19 protein-coding genes are annotated in these 20,960 nt (G+C 42.2%); 12 read left to right on the top strand and 7 right to left on the bottom strand.

Annotated features, from left to right (window positions below):
• The first annotated feature begins 82 nt into the window (after positions 1-82).
• Positions 83-1,594: an HlyD family efflux transporter periplasmic adaptor subunit gene (locus H6H03_RS03365; RefSeq protein ID WP_190953719.1), complete on the top strand. Its 1,512-nt coding sequence runs from the start codon at positions 83-85 to the stop codon at positions 1,592-1,594.
• 81 nt (positions 1,595-1,675) lie between these two features.
• Here the strand turns inward: H6H03_RS03365 and H6H03_RS03360 are convergent, their stop codons facing one another.
• From H6H03_RS03360 to gyrA, 3 genes are read right to left on the bottom strand one after another with little or no spacing between them, the layout of a single operon-like run.
• Positions 1,676-2,539, bottom strand: coding sequence for a DUF6671 family protein (locus H6H03_RS03360; RefSeq protein ID WP_190953718.1), 864 nt, complete (start codon positions 2,537-2,539; stop codon positions 1,676-1,678).
• Between the two features lie 2 nt (positions 2,540-2,541).
• On the bottom strand, positions 2,542-4,203 hold the full coding sequence (lnt, locus tag H6H03_RS03355) for an apolipoprotein N-acyltransferase (RefSeq protein WP_190953717.1): 1,662 nt from the start codon (positions 4,201-4,203) through the stop codon (positions 2,542-2,544).
• Positions 4,184-6,772, bottom strand: a complete 2,589-nt coding sequence (gyrA, locus tag H6H03_RS03350) for a DNA topoisomerase (ATP-hydrolyzing) subunit A (protein WP_190953716.1) — start codon at positions 6,770-6,772, stop codon at positions 4,184-4,186. The genes lnt and gyrA overlap by 20 nt, the downstream gene beginning before the upstream one ends.
• A gap of 455 nt (positions 6,773-7,227) precedes the next feature.
• Between gyrA and H6H03_RS03345 the strand changes: the two genes are divergently transcribed.
• Positions 7,228-7,428, top strand: a complete 201-nt coding sequence (locus tag H6H03_RS03345; RefSeq protein WP_190953715.1) for a hypothetical protein — start codon at positions 7,228-7,230, stop codon at positions 7,426-7,428.
• A 248-nt stretch (positions 7,429-7,676) separates the two neighbouring features.
• Here H6H03_RS03345 and H6H03_RS03340 read toward each other — a convergent pair whose 3' ends face one another.
• Together H6H03_RS03340 and speB are read right to left on the bottom strand one after the other, a co-directional pair.
• Positions 7,677-8,549: an S-methyl-5'-thioadenosine phosphorylase gene (locus H6H03_RS03340; RefSeq protein WP_190953714.1), complete on the bottom strand. Its 873-nt coding sequence runs from the start codon at positions 8,547-8,549 to the stop codon at positions 7,677-7,679.
• 150 nt (positions 8,550-8,699) lie between these two features.
• Positions 8,700-9,758: an agmatinase SpeB gene (gene speB, locus H6H03_RS03335; RefSeq protein ID WP_190953713.1), complete on the bottom strand. Its 1,059-nt coding sequence runs from the start codon at positions 9,756-9,758 to the stop codon at positions 8,700-8,702.
• 659 nt (positions 9,759-10,417) lie between these two features.
• On the opposite strand from speB, the gene H6H03_RS03330 reads away from it, so the two are divergent.
• The 9 genes from H6H03_RS03330 (at position 10,418) to H6H03_RS03290 (ending at position 18,168) form a co-directional block, all read left to right on the top strand.
• Entirely contained in the window at positions 10,418-11,035 is a 618-nt protein-coding gene (locus H6H03_RS03330; protein WP_190953712.1) for a LuxR C-terminal-related transcriptional regulator, read from the top strand.
• 545 nt (positions 11,036-11,580) lie between these two features.
• Positions 11,581-13,011, top strand: a complete 1,431-nt coding sequence (gene lpdA, locus H6H03_RS03325) for a dihydrolipoyl dehydrogenase (RefSeq protein WP_190953711.1) — start codon at positions 11,581-11,583, stop codon at positions 13,009-13,011.
• 118 nt (positions 13,012-13,129) lie between these two features.
• Positions 13,130-14,020, top strand: coding sequence for an indole-3-glycerol phosphate synthase TrpC (trpC, locus tag H6H03_RS03320; protein WP_190953710.1), 891 nt, complete (start codon positions 13,130-13,132; stop codon positions 14,018-14,020).
• A gap of 274 nt (positions 14,021-14,294) precedes the next feature.
• Positions 14,295-14,546, top strand: a complete 252-nt coding sequence (locus H6H03_RS03315) for a DUF5340 domain-containing protein (RefSeq protein ID WP_190953709.1) — start codon at positions 14,295-14,297, stop codon at positions 14,544-14,546.
• A gap of 611 nt (positions 14,547-15,157) precedes the next feature.
• The gene (locus H6H03_RS03310; protein WP_190953708.1) at positions 15,158-15,805 is read left to right on the top strand and encodes a carbonic anhydrase; all 648 of its coding nucleotides are present in this window, start codon (positions 15,158-15,160) and stop codon (positions 15,803-15,805) included.
• 22 nt (positions 15,806-15,827) lie between these two features.
• Entirely contained in the window at positions 15,828-16,049 is a 222-nt protein-coding gene (locus tag H6H03_RS03305; RefSeq protein ID WP_190953707.1) for a hypothetical protein, read from the top strand.
• A 113-nt stretch (positions 16,050-16,162) separates the two neighbouring features.
• Positions 16,163-17,131, top strand: a complete 969-nt coding sequence (locus tag H6H03_RS03300; RefSeq protein WP_190953706.1) for a sodium-dependent bicarbonate transport family permease — start codon at positions 16,163-16,165, stop codon at positions 17,129-17,131.
• A 4-nt stretch (positions 17,132-17,135) separates the two neighbouring features.
• Positions 17,136-17,447, top strand: a complete 312-nt coding sequence (locus tag H6H03_RS03295; RefSeq protein ID WP_099065792.1) for a P-II family nitrogen regulator — start codon at positions 17,136-17,138, stop codon at positions 17,445-17,447.
• 28 nt (positions 17,448-17,475) lie between these two features.
• The gene (locus H6H03_RS03290; protein ID WP_190953826.1) at positions 17,476-18,168 is read left to right on the top strand and encodes a carbonic anhydrase; all 693 of its coding nucleotides are present in this window, start codon (positions 17,476-17,478) and stop codon (positions 18,166-18,168) included.
• 334 nt (positions 18,169-18,502) lie between these two features.
• On the opposite strand, the gene H6H03_RS03285 is transcribed toward H6H03_RS03290, so the two are convergent.
• Both H6H03_RS03285 and H6H03_RS03280 read right to left on the bottom strand, forming a co-directional pair.
• The gene (locus H6H03_RS03285; RefSeq protein WP_190953705.1) at positions 18,503-18,661 is read right to left on the bottom strand and encodes a YqaE/Pmp3 family membrane protein; all 159 of its coding nucleotides are present in this window, start codon (positions 18,659-18,661) and stop codon (positions 18,503-18,505) included.
• A gap of 154 nt (positions 18,662-18,815) precedes the next feature.
• Complete coding sequence (locus H6H03_RS03280) at positions 18,816-19,163, bottom strand: translation initiation factor (protein WP_190953704.1); 348 nt, start codon at positions 19,161-19,163, stop codon at positions 18,816-18,818.
• Positions 19,164-19,704: 541 nt separating this feature from the next.
• Between H6H03_RS03280 and trpB the strand changes: the two genes are divergently transcribed.
• Complete coding sequence (gene trpB, locus H6H03_RS03275) at positions 19,705-20,940, top strand: tryptophan synthase subunit beta (RefSeq protein WP_190953703.1); 1,236 nt, start codon at positions 19,705-19,707, stop codon at positions 20,938-20,940.
• Positions 20,941-20,960 lie beyond the last annotated feature (20 nt).

Raw genomic sequence — 20,960 nt, 5'->3', positions numbered from 1 at the left:
AAATCATTGTCGATTTTCACATAACAAAATATGCTGACTTCTGAATTATTCTTAATCAAACTAAACAATATTGAATTCAAAAATGGCTGATGTAAACTTACCTTCACCTGGTATTTCTTACCCCAATGCAGAGGGAGTAACTAATCCAGACTCCCTGCGCCCAGCTAATCCTAATGAATTCTTGCCGCCTATTAGTAATTGGACAACTATCGGCGGCATAGTTCTCCTTATCATCTTTGCTGCTAGCATTATTTTGGCAAGCATTCTGAAATATAAAATTACAGTCAAAGTTGCAGCGACTGTTCGCCCTGCTGGAGAACTGCGTCTAGTACAAGCAGCAACGGAAGGAACGATTAAAAGTATTGCCGTGCAGCCAAATCAGGCAGTGAAAAAAGGAGATGTTATAGCCCTGGTAGATGATAATCGTCTTCAGACTCAAAAAAACCAACTGCAATCGAATATTCGCCAAGCCAAACTGCAACTATCTCAAATTGATGCCCAAATTCTGGCGTTAGATGGGCAAATAATAGCAGAAAGCGATCGCACCAGCCGAGTTATCGCCTCAGCTAAAGCTGAACTCAATCGCAGTCAACGCGATATCCAAGACAAGCGAACCACCTCAATTGCTGAAGTTAGGGAAGCGAAAGCAAATTTAAGCCAAGCTCAAAAGGAATTACAAAAAACTCAAACACAGTTAAAATCAGCAATAGCGAATTTAAAATCTAGCGATGCTTCCTTAAGGGCAGCAAAAGCAAAGCGAGACAGATATCAACCTTTACTCAAAACCGGCTCAATTTCTCAAGATCAATTTCAAGAAGTGCAGCTAGCTGTTGAACAACAAGAACAACTTTTAGAATCCCAAAAAGCTAGTGTAGAAGAACAACAACAAGCAATTCAACAACAACAACAAGCAGTAGAAGCAGCCACAGCTAGATTACAAGGCGCGTTTGTTAATCTCAATCCTAGTGATGCTAACGTGGCAATTTCTCAAGAAAAAATTGCTGCTGAAAGCGCCACAGGTAAAGTCAGCTTAGGAAAATTAAATCAAGAACGAGAGCAACTATTACAACAAAAAGTAGAAATTCAAAAGCAATTGAATCGGGATGAACAAGAATTACAACAAACTCTTCGAGACATTGCAAATACAGCCATTCGTGCCTCAGCATCTGGTATTATTCAAGAACTAAATTTGCGTAACCCTTCTCAAGTTTTGCGTTCTGGTGATACTGTTGCTAAAATTTCTCCCAATGATTCACCATTAATAATTAAGGCATTAGTGCAATCTCAAGATATTCGTAAAGTAGAAACAGGCCAAGAAGTACAAATGCGGGTTTCTGGTTGTTCTTATACTGAATATGGAACTTTAAAAGGTAAAGTCAGTGCTATTTCTCCAGATGCGATCGCACCTCAAAATCAGGAGAAAAATGCTGCTAATTATGAAGTAACTATTCGACCAGAAAAGCTAGTATTAAGTATAGGCGATCGCCATTGTACAATTCAATCTGGTATGGAAGGCAGAGCAGATATTATTTCTTCTCAAGAAACAGTTTTACAATTTATTTTGAGAAAGGCAAGGTTTATTACAGATATTTAAGTAGTCGCGCAACATTTATGGAGAGACGGAAATAGTAAAACCCCAATACCAAGACAATTGCCTATTGCACACTATACCAAATTAAGGATTGCAGTACATACATTGCCCTGGATCGGCGTATTCGCTGCCATTAGGAAATAGTTTTTCTTGACTAAACCCACATTTTTGACATTGATAAACAACTTTCAAAGTTAAAGCAGTTGGCATATCGCAAATCGCACAAGGTAATCCCGGAATTCTTTCAGTGACTTCAAAACCAGGCGTAGAACATTCTGGACAACAACTTTTAATTTTTCTCACTAAATGTTGAGTAGCTTTAGCAATGTTATTCATACGGGTAGGATTATACATTGCCCGCATATCTGTTTCCAGATGTGCTTTACCTGTCGGCGAGTTTTTGATAACAAAATTCACAGCTTCTACAAGTTGCTTTTCTGTAGTAATTCCTTTAATCATTTCCTTACTATCTTGAGGAGATTCGCTAAACATAACGACTAAACCATGTTCGGGAAAGCCTATTTTTTTAGCAAATTCAAATGCCTGATCAACGGTTTCTACAACAATATGATTATGATTAGTTTCTAGAGAAAATTCTTCTCCAATAATTTCTAAATTCTGGTTTGTATCTAAAAGAATTACAATTTCTCTATTACTAGAAATAAAAGGTATGCTAGGGTGGGGTAAAAAACTACCTTCACTAGCTAATGCTAAAGTTTCGCCAGTCAATTCTAATGCTTTTTGTGCTTTCAATCTAGCAGCTTCAATTTGATTGCCTGGACGTTTAATATCTCTAGTAAATGTACCAAAAACATCAGTATTGAAATCTTGCGGCACGATAACTTTAATGCCTAACTCTGCTTGTAAAATTGGAGCGATCGCTTTTTCTTTTTGGTGCATTGTTGCCAATACTGCTATCCGATTAGTAAATAATGAATTTGTTTGCATTTTTACCTCTTTTGAAATAGCCACAATCCTCCAGAGGATATTAACAACAAAGGTGTCAACCAATCACCCCAACGCACATATAAAGTCTTTGTCTGCCGCCGATAAATTGTTTCGGCATGAGTTTCGTAGGTATTATATCCAGATATCCACAAAGTCCTCCCGTGAGGATCTACAAAGGCTGAATATCCTGTATTAGTTGCTCGTGCTGACCATCTATCAGTTTCGATCGCCCGCATGATATCCTGTGCGTGATGCTGGAACGGCATAGACGGACTGTAATGGGCATCATTAGAAGAACTGAGAATAAATTGCCCACCTGCCGCAGCTTGATAGCGAAATTGTTCGGGAAAAGCAGATTCATAACATATACTAGCGATCGCTCTACCAAAAGGAGTGTCAAATACCTGATTTGCTGCACCCGCAACTTGGTGTGCATCCAAAGGCGACAACCGCTGAACTATTCCACCTATAATTCCTTCAAAGGGAATATATTCTCCCAGAGGCACTAATTTCGCTTTGTCGTAGCGGCTGACAATTTCACCTCGATTATTAAAAGTAAACAAGCTAATTGTATAGCTGCGCCCTGTTTCCCCAAAAGCCCCAATCCAAGCAACTACGCCTTTTTCCTTCACTGCTGCCACTAAGGTAGTTGCCATCAAGTTACGCTGGAAAACAGGTAAAGCTCCTTCTGCCGTAAGCACTGCATCCACACCTTGATTTGCTAAAGCTATATACCCATTGGTGTAGTTTTCTTCGGCGCGACGAAACCCTTCGGAACTCCGCAAAAGTCGGTTAGGAATATTACCTTGCACAATCCCGACTTTCAACGCCGCTTCTGGTAGTTGAGCGACGGGGCGACTGTATAAAATAAAACCTATCAAATGTAAAGTAATTAATAATCCAGCGGCCGTAGCTAAGTATTTATTGACGAACCACAGAGGCGCAGAGAAGCCAGTGCGTTGGGCGGGTTCCCCGACTTGTTCGCTCTTAGCGTTCCCGAAGGGTAGCAACTGGCGCGACACAGAGAAAATTCTCTCTGCGTTCTCTGTGTCTCTGCGGTTCGTCCATCCTTCAGCAATCAACCCGTTCACAACGACTATTGCCGCAGTCACAGCATTAGGCCCAGAAAGTTGACCAAGGTGTACAATTACGAGATTATGCGGACTTTGCGTGTAAGCCAGAGAACTCCACCATAGAGGCCCAGCACTCCACAGACTCTCTAACCCACACCACACTGCTGTACCAATTAGTACACGCAGCCAAGATTTCTGCTCGCCCAGGCGAAGCATCACAGCCGCCCAAATACTAAGCAGTATCCCTCCCAAGGCACTGATGAATCCCCAACAAAAAAGTGCGATCGCCAAACTCGGCCACCAAGGAACGCCTAACCAAGTCATGGGATGAATTCCCATAATCCACGAAAGGGCGATACCGTGATAGGCCATACCCCAGAGGAAGGAGGGGAGAAAGGGGAAGGATTGCTTTTTGGATTTGGAGGAAGTAACAACCAACACCCAAAGGGGAGCCAAAGCAATCCAAGCCAGGAACCACGCGCCAATGGGGGCGACGGTCACCCCCATCAAAACGCCACTAGCGAAAGAAATTAAGTAAGGAAGTAAAAAACTTAACTCCTTACCTTGGTATTTATTCTGCTTCTTCTGCATCGCCACTATCAGGTGGAACTATTGCCACTCCGGTAATAGCGTCGTCTTCATCTAAACGCTGCACTCTTACCCCAGTTGCCGATCGCGATTGTATGGAAATTGCATTTACCGCTTGCCGAATGATAATACCGCGATTGGTGACCATCATAATTTCGTCGTCATCGTTGTTCACAATGCGTAACGTTGCTAATTGGTCTTTGGTTTTGCGGTTTTTGAATTTGGTTGCCATTAAACCCTGTCCGGCACGGTTTTGCAGGCGGAATTGGGCGACTGGTACGCGCTTCCCATATCCTCCCATCGTAATTACCAACACCCAGGGGCCGACAATGCCATTGCTAGGTACTTCTGCTGACTCTTCATTGATTTCGATTTCTTCGGTTTCAATTTCTTCAACTTCGGCTTCTGTAATGGTATCCAAAGTCTCAAGAATTGCCGCAGGCAGAATATCCATACCCACTAATTCGTCTTTGTTTTTCAACTTCATGGCTTTCACCCCACGAGTCGCCCTACCTAAGGGACGTAGTTGTTCGTGGTTACACCGGAAGTGAATCGCCATTCCTTGACGAGAACCAATAATCACGCTGTCTTCTACTCTGGCGCGTCGTACCCAGCGGAGTTGGTCACCTTCTTCTAAGGAAATGGCAATCAAGCCATTGGCGCGAATGTGGCTAAAGGCTGCCAATTCGGTTTTCTTGATATTACCGCCTTTGGTGAGCATCACTAGATATTCCTCGTTGCTAAATTCGTCAACGGGGACAATGGAGGTAATTTTTTCTTCTTTAGGAATCGGTAGCATTTGGACGATGGGCGTACCGCGACTGGTGCGGGAACCCACGGGAATTTGATAGGCTTTTAGGCAGTAAACTACACCGCGTTCGCTAAAGAATAAAACGCTGTCGTGGTCGCAGCAAGTTAAGAAATGCTCAACGGTGTCATCATCTTTCACCTTGGCTGCCGCTTTGCCTCTGGTAGCACGGCTTTGAGCTTCAAAGGTGTTTACGGGCATCCGTTTGATGTAGCCTTGTTCTGTCAGTAAAATTATGGCTTTTTCGTTGGCAATTAAGTCACGTTCGTCTATTTCGCCTTCCCCTGGTAAAATCACCGTCCGCCGGGGCGTGGCGAAGCTAGTTTTCAGTTGGGCGACTTCGGTTTCAATGATTTCCAGCACCCTCTCCCGCCGTGCCAAAATATCTTGTAAGTCAGCAATCTTGGCTTGTAATTCTTCGTGTTCCAGACGAATTTTGTCTGCTTCTAAGGCAGTCAACCGCCGTAATTGCATTTGCAAGATGGCATCTGCTTGCACTTCGGAAAGTCCGTAAGTTGTAATTAACTCGCCTTTAGCTGTGGGTGCATCTGGAGCATGGCGAATCAAATTAATAATCGCATCTAAATGGGACAGGGCAATCAATAACCCTTGTAAAATGTGGTCGCGTTCCTCGGCTTTTCGTAGTTCGTAGCGGGTGCGTCTGGCAATGGATTCAATGCGGAAATCCAAAAAGACGCTTAAGAACTGCTTGAGGGTGAGTACTTGGGGTTCGCTGTTCACCAACGCCAACATGTTAGCGCCGAAGTTGGCTTGCAGTGGCGTTTGTTTGTAGAGGTTGTTCAAAACGACGCGGGGATAAGCATCGCGCTTGAGTTCGATAACAATCCGCATCCCGTCGCGATCGCTTTCATCTCGGATATCTGCAATGCCCTCTAGCCGCTTTTCGTTCACCATTTCGGCGATTTTTTCGATTAGCGCCGCTTTGTTGGTTTGATAGGGCAATTCTGTGATGACAATTGCTTCTCGCTCTGGGCGTCCCCGCTGTTCGATGGTTTCAATGTTGGCAACACCGCGCATGGTAATGGAACCACGCCCAGTGGTGTAAGCTTCCCGAATGGCAGATGTACCCAAAATCTGCGCCCCAGTGGGAAAGTCGGGGCCGTGGACATACTGCATTAATTCCAGATCGGTGATTTCTGGATTGTGAATCAGTGCCACCAAGCCGTCAATTAACTCGCCCAAATTATGCGGCGGAATGTTGGTTGCCATACCCACGGCAATCCCAGAGGAACCGTTGAGCAGCAATTGGGGAATCCGGGCTGGTAGTACTGTCGGTTCTTGCTGGGAACCGTCGAAGTTATCGGCAAAGTCTACGGTTTCTGATTCGATGTCATGCAGTAGCCCAGCACTAGTTAAAGCTTTCAAGCGACATTCTGTATATCGCATTGCCGCTGGGGGATCGTTGTCCACCGAACCGAAGTTACCATGCCCGTCAACTAAAGGCGATCGCATGGAAAAATCCTGCGCCATCCGCACCAAAGCATCATACACAGCCGTGTCACCGTGGGGGTGATATTTACCCAACACTTCCCCCACCACACGGGCACATTTCTTAAACGGGCGATCGTGCAGCAGACCTAGCTCGTGCATTGCGTAGAGAATGCGACGATGCACAGGTTTTAGACCATCCCTCGCATCTGGCAGCGCCCGACCCACTATCACGCTCATGGCGTATTCCAGATAAGACTGCGACATTTCGTTTCGCAAGTCTGTCGGGATAATCCTCTCCTGTGAGGTTGTCATAACCTAAAAATCTCCAAAAATCGTAGATTTTAGCTTTTTTACTCGACACAGCGCAAAATTATTCTAAATTGCTCTTGAATAATTGCCATAATCTGATATAATTCTAGCATGTGTTGTCTATTCCTGCCCGGATAGCTAATTTAAGCATCTAACCATAAATTAGTAAATAAATATACTTATTTAAAATCTAATCCCTGAAACATAAGGCGCTGTATTAAGGGTTTAATTAAGTAAATTGACTGAATTAAAATATATTTTTGTAAAATAAATTACGGACTTCAAATAGTTGAGTTATTTACAGAAACTACTTAATTTCAAATGTTATTAATTAGACTTTATTATTTAAAACATCCTCTTAATTGCCAATTAGTATAAATAGCAATTTAAGCCCCAAGGTAGTGTATGCCTTGCAACTAAAAAATTTAAGCTTGGTGTATGAGTTCGCGGAAATAACTATGAATAAGGAAACAGTTCCTAGTCAAGCTGAAAAGATGAATCCAGAAAGCGATCCATCACAATTAAGTCCAGAGGTACTTGACAAAATCAAGCACCCTCCAAAAATGGACGATGTGATTCGCGAACAATCACCCGAAGAACGCAAAGCTAACCCAGCTTTAGTGCCGGAAATGCTGGAGCAACCAATCGAGGAATTATAGCAGGCAACAGAATTGAAAGTCTTTTGGTGTCGAGATTTTATCATCAGTTTATGTCCTAAACTATGGTTCGACTGCTATAACTTAAACTTCTTCCAAATTAAGAACTGGAGTTTTTCAAGAAGCAACTTTTAAATAGGGAAGGGATTTTGAAAAAACTAGGGGTTTCAAAGTAGACCTGGTTTAATTACCTAATTTCCTGTAATTTTTTCGATTTGACACCCAATCCCTAATCCCCAGCCCCCTTTTACCTACAAATACTTCTGCAACAATAACCCTAACTTTTCTTTCGTTGCTGCTGGTGCTTTATCCAATTGAGTCAAAATCGCATATTTCAAAGCCGAATGTGCTTCACTTGGTGGTGGATTTTCACTTAATCGGCGCACAGTTTCTTGAATCACCTTTTGAGCATTCACCGCATTTCGCAGCAAATTCCCAATTACCATTTCCACCGTCACACTGTCATGGTCTGGATGCCAACAATCGTAATCTGTGACTAGTGCTAAAGTTGCGTATGCAATTTCCGCTTCTCTAGCCAACTTCGCCTCTGGTAAATTCGTCATCCCAATTACTGTTGCACCCCAACTGCGGTAAAGATTTGATTCTGCCTTTGTGGAAAAGGCTGGCCCTTCCATACACACATAAGTACCACCGCGATGGAGAGTGACTTCTGGTAAATTAAGAGAAGCGATCGCATCTGCCAACACAGCAGCCAAATTCTGGCAAATCGGATCGCCAAAGGCAATATGAGCTACAATTCCTTCACCAAAAAACGTTGAAATGCGATTTTTGGTTCTGTCAATAAACTGATCTGGCACCACCATATCTAATGGTTTCGCCTCAGCTTTCAACGAACCCACAGCACTAGCAGAAATTAAATACTCCACACCCACTTGCTTCATCGCATAGATATTAGCGCGAAACGGTAACTCAGAAGGTAAAAGCGTGTGGTTGCGGCCATGCCGCGCCAAAAAAGCTACCCGCGTCCCATCCAAAGTTCCTAGAATCAAAGCATCAGATGGCGAACCAAAGGGAGTCTGAACTTGGACTTCTTCGATATCTTTGAGCGCATCCATTTTATACAGACCGCTGCCACCAATAATTCCAATACTAGCTTGAGGCATGATACTGAACCTTTTCCTTGCTGAGCTGCTAAGTTATTTTACTAGATAGGGAAGGAGCGGATGATATCAAGTTCAATAAGTCAGTAGTGCTTTTCAACGCACAGGCACGCGGAGTTTTTCACAAAATAATTCGCTATGAATTAATGAAACTTAAGATTTTCTGAATTCTGTATTCTGTGCAGATAAATCCATCAAATTCGCTAGCTTATAAACTACCCGCGCCCCAACATTTCCATCCCACTCTCCATCGCCGACTTCGCAGATATCAAAGCCAATAATCTTTCTACCACTATTTACCAATTCCCGAAACAGACAAAACGTTTGCTCTAATTCCAAACCACCTGGAACAGGAGTACCTGTACTCGGACACAGTTTTGGATCTAAACCATCGGCGTCAAAGCTAACATAAACATACTCAGGTAAATTATTGATAATTTCTTGACATAAATCAATCCAAGTCGTGCCAGAGTAAAGTTTTTGCTTGATAGCAGGATCGTAATAAGCAATAATCCGACCATCAGATGTGTTAATCATCTGAACTTCATCATGCGAAATATCACGTAAACCAACTTGCACTAACTTGGAAATTTGTGGTATTTTCATTGCATTAAACATGATCGACGCGTGAGAAAACTCAAATCCCTCATAGGCGTCGCGTAAATCTGCGTGCGCGTCAATGTGCAAAATCCCATAATTTGGGTATTTAGCTGCTAATGCTTGGAAAAAACCTAAAGGTGAACTGTGATCTCCTCCAATGACTGCAACTCGTTTACCATTGTTAATGGCTTGCTGACAACTATCAAACAACCATTGATTAACTTGTTGACAAGCATGATTTATTTCTATGAGTACAGGTGTTAAATCTGGTGTATCTGAGATTTTTTTACCCTGGGCTAATCTTTCGATAATTTTTGCTGCCAAGGTACGATAATATTTGTTTTTTTCTAAGATATCCTCAGGGATTTCCACCATGAAAATTCCTTGTTTCCAGCCATCAGGGCGATCGAAATCGAATAAATCTAATTGAGTGGAAGCCTCTAGAATGCGCTGTGGCCCGTTAGCTGTACCTGCACCATAGGAAACAGTGACTTCCCACGGTACACCAAAGACAATCAACTTTGCAGACTCGTAATCGAATGGTAAACCTAAAAGGTTGCCATTGATTTCGCCTACGCCACTGGGATTGTAATCTTGTAATTGATTAATCATTGATTATTTACTGAATTGAGGTAGAAAGTACGCTGCCTAGTAGACATCTGCATTGTAATAAAAATTTTTCATCGCCGCTAAACTACATATCTGACAAAGATATTTTTTCTACATTAACATTGCTAGCAAATAGCTGCGTAAATATATACGTATGTATATTTTTATTTCAACTCAAATAACTATTGTATGTTTGGGCGATTGTTATTTAGTACAAGCGTCTTCAATGAGGATTTGACTACGTTGTCCATCACGCAAAGATCCCACAACCTGGGCTAACTGCTACCCTTCTCATAATAGAAAACCTACGCGTAGCAAGCGTTAAGAGTAGGAAAAAAAAGGTGAGTCCACAGACATCAAAACTTCAGCCGCAAACCTAAATCTATTAAAGACGATTTCCGAAATAGGCAATTTCGGAGTTGTATATAAATGATGCCTAAGTTAATTCCAAAAAACACAGAATAAAACTACACAATCTGTTAAATTTAAGTATTTTTTAAACTTTTTAGTAAAAAATAAAACTTAAATTTAACTCATAAGCGTAATTGGACTGTAATGTTCAACCAATTTATTTGCGTAAACCATCCATAAAATTCATGGTGTGTATTCCAACTCCGCGAATCTTTTAGTCCAGTAGCATTTTGTATATTAAAATACCTGATATGATGACTCTAACAAAGACATTAGTTGAAACACAGCGGCGAGAAAATATCAATCATGACTCAAAGCGAGCTGATTTTTTGCAAGAAGTAATCGAAGGCTTGGAGGATGGGATTTTAATTTTAAATAAGTCTGGAAAAGTGCTTCATGCTAACGCATCTGCTCATCGAATTTTTTCTCAATTCGATGGAGAAAATTGTACTGATAATTTTGTACCGCCAGCTATCTGGAATCTGTGTGAATCATTGCTGAGCAACCAATCTTTGCTTTCTGATAAAATGATTATTTTTTCAGATGAGATTGTACTTGACAAATCAAATATTTTTAGAATTCGAGTCAGACTACTTAATCTGGATGGATTTGATGTACCTTGTTTATTGATAACCATCCAAAATAAATATGAATCTCTCAAACACGTAGCCCTCAGCGAAGTTAAAAAATTTGAACTGACGCGGCGAGAAGCAGAAATTTGGTTCCTCTACAGAAACAACCACAGCTACAAAGAAATTGCTAATAAGCTTTTCATCACTATCAATACAGTGAAAAAGCACATGAAAAACATTCACGCTAAGCGACAAGCATCTGCCATGCTTGAGGAACGGTATCAAACTCAAAATTAAAAAGAAGAATTCAGAAGTCAGAATTCAGGAATAGGAATCAATTTGATGGTGGACTTAGCACGATTTTCCTGAAATGGTGTGACTTTTGGATTCTTTCTTATTAATTTGTCAATAGCAATGGCTTGTACGTAGGCAATGGAGAGTGTTGACTGTTGACTGATGAGTTATTTTATTCGTCCCTCTGCCCCCTGACCCCTGTCTCTCCCACTCCACTGCCCTTGATAGTATAAAAAAATTAAGTATGTAGATTTGATTATAATTACTGAAAACATCCCTCTTTTAGCCATTTGGGCGTGAATCATAATTAAAGTGAATTAGCAATGCCCAAAGGTTAAATTCTGCGAACAGTTATCAGGCGTATGGTGGGGGATTTAAATCATTTACCAGTTCTTAGTGTTCAACGATCGCTCATAACTGGTAACTATATAGTGGGGGCTTAAACCCAGCGACGAAACTAACAACGAATAACTCATAACTGTTAAAGGGGTTGCTTTGATTGTCAGTCAAGTTGAGAATAAATAGGCGAAGCACACGGGGAAACTAACGTGAGTCAAGAATTTGATTACGATTTAGTCATTATCGGCGCAGGTGTGGGCGGACATGGCGCAGCCCTACACGCCGTTAGTTGTGGTTTAAAAACAGCGATTATTGAAGCTGCTGATATGGGAGGAACCTGTGTTAATCGCGGTTGTATTCCTTCTAAAGCACTGTTAGCAGCATCTGGACGTGTGCGGGAGTTACGGAATGCCCACCACCTCAAGTCGTTGGGAATTCAAGTAGGTAGTGTGGAATTCGATCGCCAAGCGATCGCCAATCATGCTACCAATCTCGTCTCGAAGATTCAAGGCGACTTAACTAACAGTCTCAAACGTCTGGGAGTCGATATTATCAAAGGCTGGGGAAAAATTGCCGGGGCACAAAAAGTTTCCATCGCTGGAGACGGCGGTGAAAAAACCATCACAGCCAAAGATATTATCCTTTCCCCTGGTTCAATTCCTTTTGTCCCTCCAGGAATTGAAGTAGACGGCAAAACTGTGTTTACCAGCGACCAAGGTGTGAAGTTAGAATCACTACCAAACTGGGTAGCGATTATTGGCAGTGGTTATATCGGCTTGGAATTTTCTGATATTTACTCAGCCTTGGGTTGTGAAATCACCTTGATTGAAGCCCTAGACCAGCTAATGCCAGGATTTGACCGCGACATTGCCAAACTTGCCGAACGGGTGCTGATTACTCCCCGCGACATTGAAACCAAAGTGGGGATATACGCCAAAAAAGTCATCCCCGGTTCGCCAGTGGTAATTGAGTTAGCAGATTTCAAAACCAAAGAAGATGTCGATGTCATCGAAGTAGATGCTTGCTTGGTGGCTACAGGACGCATTCCAGCGACGCAAAATCTTGGTTTAGAGTCTGTAGGTGTGGAACTCGATCGCCGGAACTTTATCCCCGTTGACGATCGCATGGCAGTATTGTCAGCGGGCGAAGTAGTGCCGCATCTCTGGGCAATTGGTGACGCCAATGGCAAAATGATGTTAGCACATGCCGCTTCTGCTCAAGGCATCGTCGCGGTGGAAAACATAGTTGGCAAGGAAAAGAAAGTAGACTATCGCAGCATCCCGGCAGCGGCGTTTACTCACCCCGAAGTTAGCTATGTGGGCTTAACAGAAACAGCAGCTAAGGAATTAGGACAAACCGAAGGGTTTGAAATCGCCACCAGTAGAAGTTACTACAAAGGAAATTCCAAAGCCTTGGCAGAAAATGAATCCGACGGTATTGCCAAAGTGATCTATCGCAAAGACACAGGAGAAGTCTTAGGCGTCCATATTTTCGGACTCCACGCCTCAGACTTAATTCACGAAGCATCAGCCGCCATCGCTAACCGTCAAAGTGTCCAAAGTCTAGCGCATCTAGTTCACGCCCATCCAACACTTTCAGAAGTCCTAGACGAAGCTTATAAACGAGCGATCGCTATTTAGGGATTGGGGATTGGGGATTGGGGATTGGGGATTGGGAAGAATTGTTCCCCAGCCCCCAGTCCCCAGCCCCCAGTCCCTAGTCCCCAATCCCTAGTCCCCAGTCCCTACTCCCCAAGTTATGCAAATCCGTCGCCGTTCACCTAATCCAGCTATTGCCGTATCTACGTTACGCTATCAGGCTGCTGTACCTAATTCAGAACCAAACAATATTTTGGAAGAAATTGTTTGGCACAAAGAACAAGAAGTTGACCAAATGCGGGAAAGGTTACCTTTGCGGGAATTGCAACATCAGGTACTTTCCGCGCCACCCACCCGTGATTTTGTAGCGGCTTTGCGTCAAGGAAAAACAAAGCCAGCGGTGATTGCGGAAGTAAAAAAAGCTTCTCCCAGCAAAGGAGTTTTACGAGCAGATTTCGATGCAGTAGCGATCGCCCAATCATATCAGCAAGGTGATGCCAGCTGCCTTTCTGTATTGACAGATGCCAAATTTTTTCAGGGCAGCTTTGACAATTTAGCCAACGTTCGCGCTGCGGTAGATTTGCCCCTACTGTGCAAAGATTTTATCATCTATCCTTACCAGATGTACTGGGCACGGATTAAAGGCGCAGATGCCATTTTGTTGATTGCGGCTATTCTCAATGATGGAGATTTGCAATACTTCCTGAAAATTGCCAACAACCTGAAAATGGCAGCCTTGATTGAAGTCCATAGTTTGGCAGAACTTGACCGGGTGTTAGCCTTAGATGGGGTCTCCTTAGTGGGAATCAATAATCGCAATTTGGAAGATTTTTCTGTTGACCTCGAAACTACTTGCCAACTTTTGGCTGCAAGAGGTAGTCAATTGCAACAGAAAAACATCCTTGTTGTCAGCGAGTCAGGATTACACAAACCAGACGACTTGAGTTTAGTAGTTAAAGCAGGTGCATCCGCTGTACTCATTGGAGAATCTTTAGTGAAACAACCAGATCCCGGTGCTGCCATCGCCCCTTTATTACCCAGGAATTTCTAAAAAAAACACCCTGCTCCTTGCAGGGTCACTGTACATAATAGTTTGGCAATTGGGCATACTATACGTGGATATACAGCATTTTGCTGCCTAATATGAGCAATATCTTTGCTAAATCTTTATCGCTAGGTAAATCAAAGCCCTAAACAATTAGTTATTTATTATGTAACAATTTATTAATAAGAGAAAAGTCTAATGGTCGGCTTCCCAGCATCAGAACTTCAAAGACAAACTCTGACTCGTAAAAATCCCAAATTTGAAATTAAACTCTAACTTCATGGAGCAAATTCCCCTACCTTCACCTATCCACTACGAACTTATACTTCAACTTTTAGAAAGACAAACAATGTCAGCTGTCAATGATAATCCCGATTTACGGTATCAGGTGAATCAGCTAATTATTACTCTCCGGAAAGCTGCTGTGCAACAGAAACGACTAGAAGAAAATTGCCAGTTTTCCTCTCTTGGTGTCGATCACCGTTGGTCAATCAACCATCATAACGGTAACAAAGTTGTTGCCCCTGATTGAAACTGATACGGTTTTGAATTGTATATTTTGGATTGGGAATAGCTTTGGTGAATCTGTGTTTAGTAAATCCATCAGTTGCAATCATTTTTCCAATTAGTATTAAATGTTTCAACTCCAAATTTTTGCTCGTTATTAGGATTAGCTTACCACTTAACTTTGTCTGCCCTGCAAAATATCTAGACATCCTATAGCAATCATATTTAATTTCTGAAAATTGTCAGATTGAGATACCCGACGGATTACATAAGTCGGGTATCTTGTTGAGTTTATAGCATTTGTAGCATAGTTGAGAAGATAGAGCGATCGCCAAACTTTTATATCAATAGACTTTTAAGTCTGTTGCCTCTTTCCTGCTACAAATAATTAAGTATGGCTAGCTATACTGAAGATTAAAAATCCGCAATCTAAATTTATACAACCTCAGCTATATAAAAAGCATATCGTTTGATAAATAAATAGAAGACAGCTAAAATTTTTATAAAAAAACGAAATATAAAAATCAGCCATCAGTCAAAATTGAGTTGTGTATTCTGTAGAATTAATTTCTGAAGTCTGCCTCCTGAATTCTGAACTATTCTGCAAAAAAATTCTCTCTCAAATTTGATGAAAGAATGAAATATAACAGCATTAATCAACTCTTCAGAAATAATCAGGCTTGGGTTGCCGAGAAGCTGGCTCTCAACCCATCTTACTTTGAAGAATTATCTAGCGGACAAACACCACCATTTTTGTATATTGGTTGTTCTGATAGCCGTTTGCCGTTAACAAATTTTACCCGTACAGAACCAGGAGAATTATTTGTACATCGTAATATTGGTAATCAGGTTTCTCTGACAGATATGAACTTTTTAGCCGTTTTAGAATACGCAATTCTCCATCTGGAAGTAAAAGACATTATCGTTTGTGGTCACTACGATTGCGGAGGAATTAAAGCGGCTTTAGAATGGAAAACCATCGGAATTATTGATAACTGGGTAAATCCAATTCGGGAATTGTATTTACAGAAAAAAACAGAAATTGACGCCTTACCAACAAGAGAAGAACGCCTGAACCGTTTGGCGGAATTGAACGTTGCGGCGCAAGTAAAGAATCTTTACCAAACTTCAATCATGCGTCAGGTACTTTATACGTCAAAAGCGCCTATGGTTCATGGCTGGGTACTAAATATCAGTACTGGATTAATCAAAGATTTGAACGTTTCAACCCTGGAATGGCAATTGCATAACTGCCCCTTGCTTTTAGATTGGAATATAGACTAAGGGCATAGGGTAAGTAGGGAGTGTGGGAGGTGTGGGAGGTGTGGGAGGTGTGGGAGGTGTGGGAGGTGTGGGAGGTGTGGGAGGTGTGGGAGGTGTGGGAGGTGTGGGAGGTGTGGGAAAAAATCTTTCCCCACTCTCTCCCCACACTCCCCCATCCCCCTCTCTCCCCTCTCTCCCCACACTCCCCCATCTCCTCATACCCCATGTCCAAAAACTCCACCTACAAAAGGATGGAGTTTTTTAATGTTCAATTGACATGGGGTAACAAGACACGATACATCATGATCGAGCCATTAAATTTTTTCAAATGATAAATTTCTCTAATTCCCAACTTTATCAGTATCAGGAGGGGTGGAAATGGATGTCAGCTTGATAGTATCCAACATCCTGAATCCGCCAATCCTGTTTTTCTTTTTAGGTATGACTGCCGTTTTTGTCAAGTCCGATCTAGAAATTCCTCCACCAGTACCGAAACTGCTTTCGCTTTATCTGCTATTAGCCATTGGTTTTAAAGGAGGGGTAGAACTGATTAAAAGCGGAATCACTCAGGAAGTAATTTTGACACTCATAGCAGCCATGTTGATGGCTTGCTTTGTCCCCATTTATACGTTTTTTATCCTCAAGCTAAAGCTAGATATTTACGATGCTGCGGCGATCGCTGCAACCTATGGTTCTATCAGTGCTGTCACCTTCATCACCGCTAGTGCCTTTCTCAACGAGCTTGGTATTACTTTTGATGGCTACATGGTAGCAGCTCTGGCATTGATGGAATCTCCAGCCATCATTGTTGGTCTGATCCTAGTGAATCTATTCTCCGTGGATGAAAAGCGAGAATTTGCCTGGGGAGAAGTTTTGCAAGAAGCATTTCTTAATAGTTCAGTCTTTCTCTTAGTTGGTAGCCTGATAATAGGCTTCTTAACAGGAGAACGTGGCGGGAAAACTTTAGAACCCTTTACTCAGGGGATATTTTATGGTGTTCTCAGCTTCTTTCTCTTGGATATGGGACTAGTTGCTGCCAAGAGAATTAAAGACTTGCAAAAAACCGGATTTTTTCTGATTTCATTTGCAATTCTAATTCCGATAGTTAATGCGGTGATTGGGTTGGCGATCGCCAAATTCATCGGTATGCCTCAGGGTGATTCGCTTTTGTTTGCGGTGTTGTGTGCGAGTGCCTCTTACATTGCTGTGCCGGCTGCGATGCGGATGACTGTTCCAGAGGCAAACCCTAGCCTGTACGTTTCTACAGCTCTAGCAGTGACATTCCCGTTCAATATTATTGTGGGAATTCCGTTATATCTCTACGGAATTAACCTGTTTTGGAGGTAATAAGATGCACCTAGTTAAAAAGATAGAAATTATCGCCAACTCTTTTGAGCTTGGCAAAATATTAGATACCCTAGACAAGTCTGGCGTACACGGTCATGCTGTAATCCGAAATGTTGCTGGCAAAGGATTACGAGGAACAGCGGAAGATTTAGACATGACGATGCTTGATAATGTCTACATCATCGCCTTTTGTATGCCAGAACAACTCAAACCTGTTGTAGAAAACATTAGACCACTGCTCAACAAGTTTGGAGGCACTTGTTACGTCTCCGACGTAATGGAAATTCGCTCAATGAAATGTGTTGCATCGTTATAAAAAAATCATAAATCCAATGAAGCATTTCATGGAACGTCGTGACTTTTTAAAATTAGGAGTCACAGGAGCATTCGGGATGATGCTAACTTCCAGTGATTTTCTCTGGCGAGTTGAACAAGTAAAAGCCGCAGGATTGCCACCTCAAAACCTTAGTCCCGACGCCGCATTCCAAAAGTTAATAGACGGAAATCAGCGGTTTGTTCAGCATAAACCCCAATATCCCGATCAAACTGCGGCTAGATTGCAGGAAGTCGCTCAAGCACAACATCCATTTGCAACTATCCTCAGTTGTGCGGATTCACGAGTACCCGCAGAAATTATTTTTGACCAGGGTATCGGAGATATCTTTGATGTTCGCCTAGCTGGAAATATTGTTACGCCAGAATCCCTTGGTAGTATCGAATATGCGGTTACTTTATTGGGTACGCCGGTGCTAATGGTGCTGGGTCATGAGCGATGTGGAGCCGTGACTGCTGCTGTTAAAAATGAAGCGTTACTCGGCGATATTGGTAGCTTTGTTGAGGCGATTAAGCCAGTTGTGAAAAATGCCAAGCTTCAGCCAGGGGACGCAGTTGAAAATGCTGTGGTTGCCAACGTGCAATATCAAATTACACGACTGAAGCGATCGCGGCTCTTAACTGAGCGTTTACAGTCTGGTAAGTTAAAAATTGTTGGGGGTCGTTACGATTTGGATACGGGAGGAGTAACTATAATTACTTAATTCATCAAGATTAGTAGCGTATTCTCTCGATCGGATATCCGATAACTAATTGCTTGAAGATTGAGAGCGTCCGCTAATATTTTGCTGGAAAAGTAGTTTTTAATTAAAGGCGATCGTAACAAAACGAACCCATCATTAGTTATTACTTCAATTCGCAACTAATTCACTCAGTCCACTTTATCAAGTTTAGATATTTAAGCCTTATTAATTCTGAATTCTGAATTCTGGGTTCTGAATTCATTTTGTAGAGGCAATTAATCAATCACCTCTACACAAATCTTCTTCAGCTTCTTTAACGCCGAAATTTGGTACACTCAACCTACCCTAAAAATAATTATTTCTTAGCAATGACCCACACTGCATGAATAATGCCAGGAATGTAACCAAAGAGCGTTAAAAGTATATTAATCCAAAAGTCTAAACCAAAACCTACTTGCAAAAAAACTCCCAAAGGCGGGATAAAAATCGCACACAAAATCCGAACTAAATCCATTTCAACCTCCTGTTAATTTCATGCCAAATAGCTTGTTAGGCAACTCATTCATCACCCTTCAAGCATGTTTATATTTGCAATACTTCTCAAAGATAACATCGGCTTTCTCAATTTAGATTGCGGTAGAGATGCGGTAAACCGCACTTCTTCAAGATTAGCCACCGCTGATTTTAGCTTTGTAGCCTAGCTTGGTCAAAATCTCGACAATTTTCTGCTTGTGGTCGCCTTGAATTTCAATTTCGTCGTCTTTAATTGTCCCGCCTGTGCCACACTGAGTTTTCAACTGTTTGAGTAAATCTGCCAAAGTATCTGGCTTGGCTTGAAAACCGGTAATCACAGTAACAGTTTTGCCTTTGCGTCCTTTGCGGGAAGCTTGCACTCTCAAATTTTGTTGTTGTGGGGGCAATTCTGGAATTGGTCTTTCTGTAGCGGGGGAGTTCTCGTTACCAAATTCACGGTAGACAAAGTTTTTATCGGAAGATTTGGAATTGGAAGAAGACATAAAATTTTTATTAAGAAAAAAATTAAACAGTAGAAAATTCAATCTCAAGGTTTGGGTAAATAAAAAATAATTATAGCAGGCCATTTAGCTATGGTTTAAGTTGCCCTGCAAATCATCAAAGTCATAGCAAAGACATCTACTTGTTTCAGGCTAAGACTGCAAGAAAGTCTCAGCGGTTTCATCCAGCAACCGCGGCGGCTTTTTCCAGTGACATTCCCTGTACCTAATACGAGTAAATCCCAGCAGCAAAGCCCATATCGCGTACAAATTATTCCGGATTCAAGCGACAGGCACTAAATACTTCTTCTGGCAGATTAATCGTGACTAACGACAGAAATTTACCTCTGAAAATTTTGAGTAATGTATTTCTTGCTGTATCGATCAAACTCGCCGTAAGTAGTAACTGGAGATTGGGTTTGAAGCTCTAAAATTATGTAAAGGGCTTTACACCACTGCTAAATTTTGTCACATTCCTTAAATCCCCAGATAGGCTTAGACTTTCTTATAATAATTAAGTTCTTTCCCTCATCAAAACCAGCCTGTGACTACTACTCCCCTGTCTACAAATTCAACTACTCAAGTTCCCGATACGCTAGGCCGCTTTGGACGCTTTGGCGGTAAGTATGTACCTGAGACGCTAATGCCTGCTCTTGCTGAGTTAGAAACAGCTTATCAGCAGTACCGCAACGATCCTGGGTTTCAAGCAGAACTACAGCAGTTGTTAAGGGACTATGTAGGACGTGCCACTCCATTGTATTTTGCTGAACGCTTGACTGCTCATTATGCCCGTCCCGATCGCACCGGGCCACAAATATACTTAAAACGTGAAGATTTAAATCACACTGGCGCTCACAAAATTAATAATGCGCTTGGCCAGGTATTGTTAGCCAAGCGCATGGGCAAACAGCGGATTATTGCCGAAACTGGTGCTGGACAACATGGAGTAGCCACAGCGACGGTTTGCGCTCGTTTTGGACTCGAATGCGTAATTTACATGGGCGTTCATGACATGGAACGCCAAGCATTGAATGTCTTCAGAATGCGGTTGATGGGGGCAGAAGTACGCCCGGTGGAAGCAGGAACGGGAACCCTCAAGGATGCCACTTCTGAAGCAATTCGAGATTGGGTGACGAATGTGGAAACTACTCACTACATCCTGGGTTCAGTCGCAGGGCCTCATCCTTACCCAATGATGGTACGGGATTTCCATGCAGTCATCGGCCAAGAAACTCGCACCCAAGCAATGGAAAAATGGGGTGGATTGCCTGATATCCTCATGGCTTGCGTAGGTGGTGGTTCCAATGCGATGGGACTATTTTATGAGTTTCTCAATGAACCTTCAATACGGTTAATTGGAGTTGAGGCGGCCGGAGAAGGGGTCAATACTGAAAAACACGCAGCGACATTGACAAAAGGACGAGTTGGTGTATTGCACGGAGCTATGAGCTATCTGCTGCAAGATGAGGATGGGCAAATCATTGAGGCACACTCAATTAGTGCAGGGTTAGATTATCCGGGTGTGGGGCCAGAACATAGCTATTTAAAGGATATTGGCCGAGCTGAATATTATAGTGTGACGGATGCAGAGGCTTTGGCGGCCTTCCAGAAATTATCGAAATTAGAGGGGATTATTCCCGCATTGGAAACAGCCCATGCGATCGCCTATTTGGAAACCCTGTGTCCCCAACTAACTGGCAGTCCTCGAATTATTATCAACTGCTCTGGACGCGGTGATAAAGATGTGCAAACAGTAGCCAAATTTTTAAATCCCGCCTAAGTAAATATACGTTAAATATT

Source organism: Nostoc paludosum FACHB-159 (genome assembly GCF_014698835.1).
Classification (GTDB): Bacteria; Cyanobacteriota; Cyanobacteriia; order Cyanobacteriales; family Nostocaceae; genus Nostoc; species Nostoc paludosum.
Note: the sequence above shows the minus strand (reverse complement) of the source record. Positions and strands in the feature narration are given on the sequence as shown.

What these genes read in the sequence shown, in the direction of transcription:
- H6H03_RS03365 (WP_190953719.1), top strand. Translation starts at nt 83, where the DNA reads ATGGCTGATGTAAACTTACCTTCACCTGGTATTTCTTACCCCAATGCA.
- H6H03_RS03360 (WP_190953718.1), bottom strand. Translation starts at nt 2,539, where the DNA reads ATGCAAACAAATTCATTATTTACTAATCGGATAGCAGTATTGGCAACA.
- lnt (WP_190953717.1), bottom strand. Translation starts at nt 4,203, where the DNA reads ATGCAGAAGAAGCAGAATAAATACCAAGGTAAGGAGTTAAGTTTTTTA.
- gyrA (WP_190953716.1), bottom strand. Translation starts at nt 6,772, where the DNA reads ATGACAACCTCACAGGAGAGGATTATCCCGACAGACTTGCGAAACGAA.
- H6H03_RS03345 (WP_190953715.1), top strand. Translation starts at nt 7,228, where the DNA reads ATGAATAAGGAAACAGTTCCTAGTCAAGCTGAAAAGATGAATCCAGAA.
- H6H03_RS03340 (WP_190953714.1), bottom strand. Translation starts at nt 8,549, where the DNA reads ATGCCTCAAGCTAGTATTGGAATTATTGGTGGCAGCGGTCTGTATAAA.
- speB (WP_190953713.1), bottom strand. Translation starts at nt 9,758, where the DNA reads ATGATTAATCAATTACAAGATTACAATCCCAGTGGCGTAGGCGAAATC.
- H6H03_RS03330 (WP_190953712.1), top strand. Translation starts at nt 10,418, where the DNA reads ATGATGACTCTAACAAAGACATTAGTTGAAACACAGCGGCGAGAAAAT.
- trpC (WP_190953710.1), top strand. Translation starts at nt 13,130, where the DNA reads ATGCAAATCCGTCGCCGTTCACCTAATCCAGCTATTGCCGTATCTACG.
- H6H03_RS03315 (WP_190953709.1), top strand. Translation starts at nt 14,295, where the DNA reads ATGGAGCAAATTCCCCTACCTTCACCTATCCACTACGAACTTATACTT.
- H6H03_RS03310 (WP_190953708.1), top strand. Translation starts at nt 15,158, where the DNA reads ATGAAATATAACAGCATTAATCAACTCTTCAGAAATAATCAGGCTTGG.
- H6H03_RS03300 (WP_190953706.1), top strand. Translation starts at nt 16,163, where the DNA reads ATGGATGTCAGCTTGATAGTATCCAACATCCTGAATCCGCCAATCCTG.
- H6H03_RS03295 (WP_099065792.1), top strand. Translation starts at nt 17,136, where the DNA reads ATGCACCTAGTTAAAAAGATAGAAATTATCGCCAACTCTTTTGAGCTT.
- H6H03_RS03290 (WP_190953826.1), top strand. Translation starts at nt 17,476, where the DNA reads ATGGAACGTCGTGACTTTTTAAAATTAGGAGTCACAGGAGCATTCGGG.
- H6H03_RS03285 (WP_190953705.1), bottom strand. Translation starts at nt 18,661, where the DNA reads ATGGATTTAGTTCGGATTTTGTGTGCGATTTTTATCCCGCCTTTGGGA.
- H6H03_RS03280 (WP_190953704.1), bottom strand. Translation starts at nt 19,163, where the DNA reads ATGTCTTCTTCCAATTCCAAATCTTCCGATAAAAACTTTGTCTACCGT.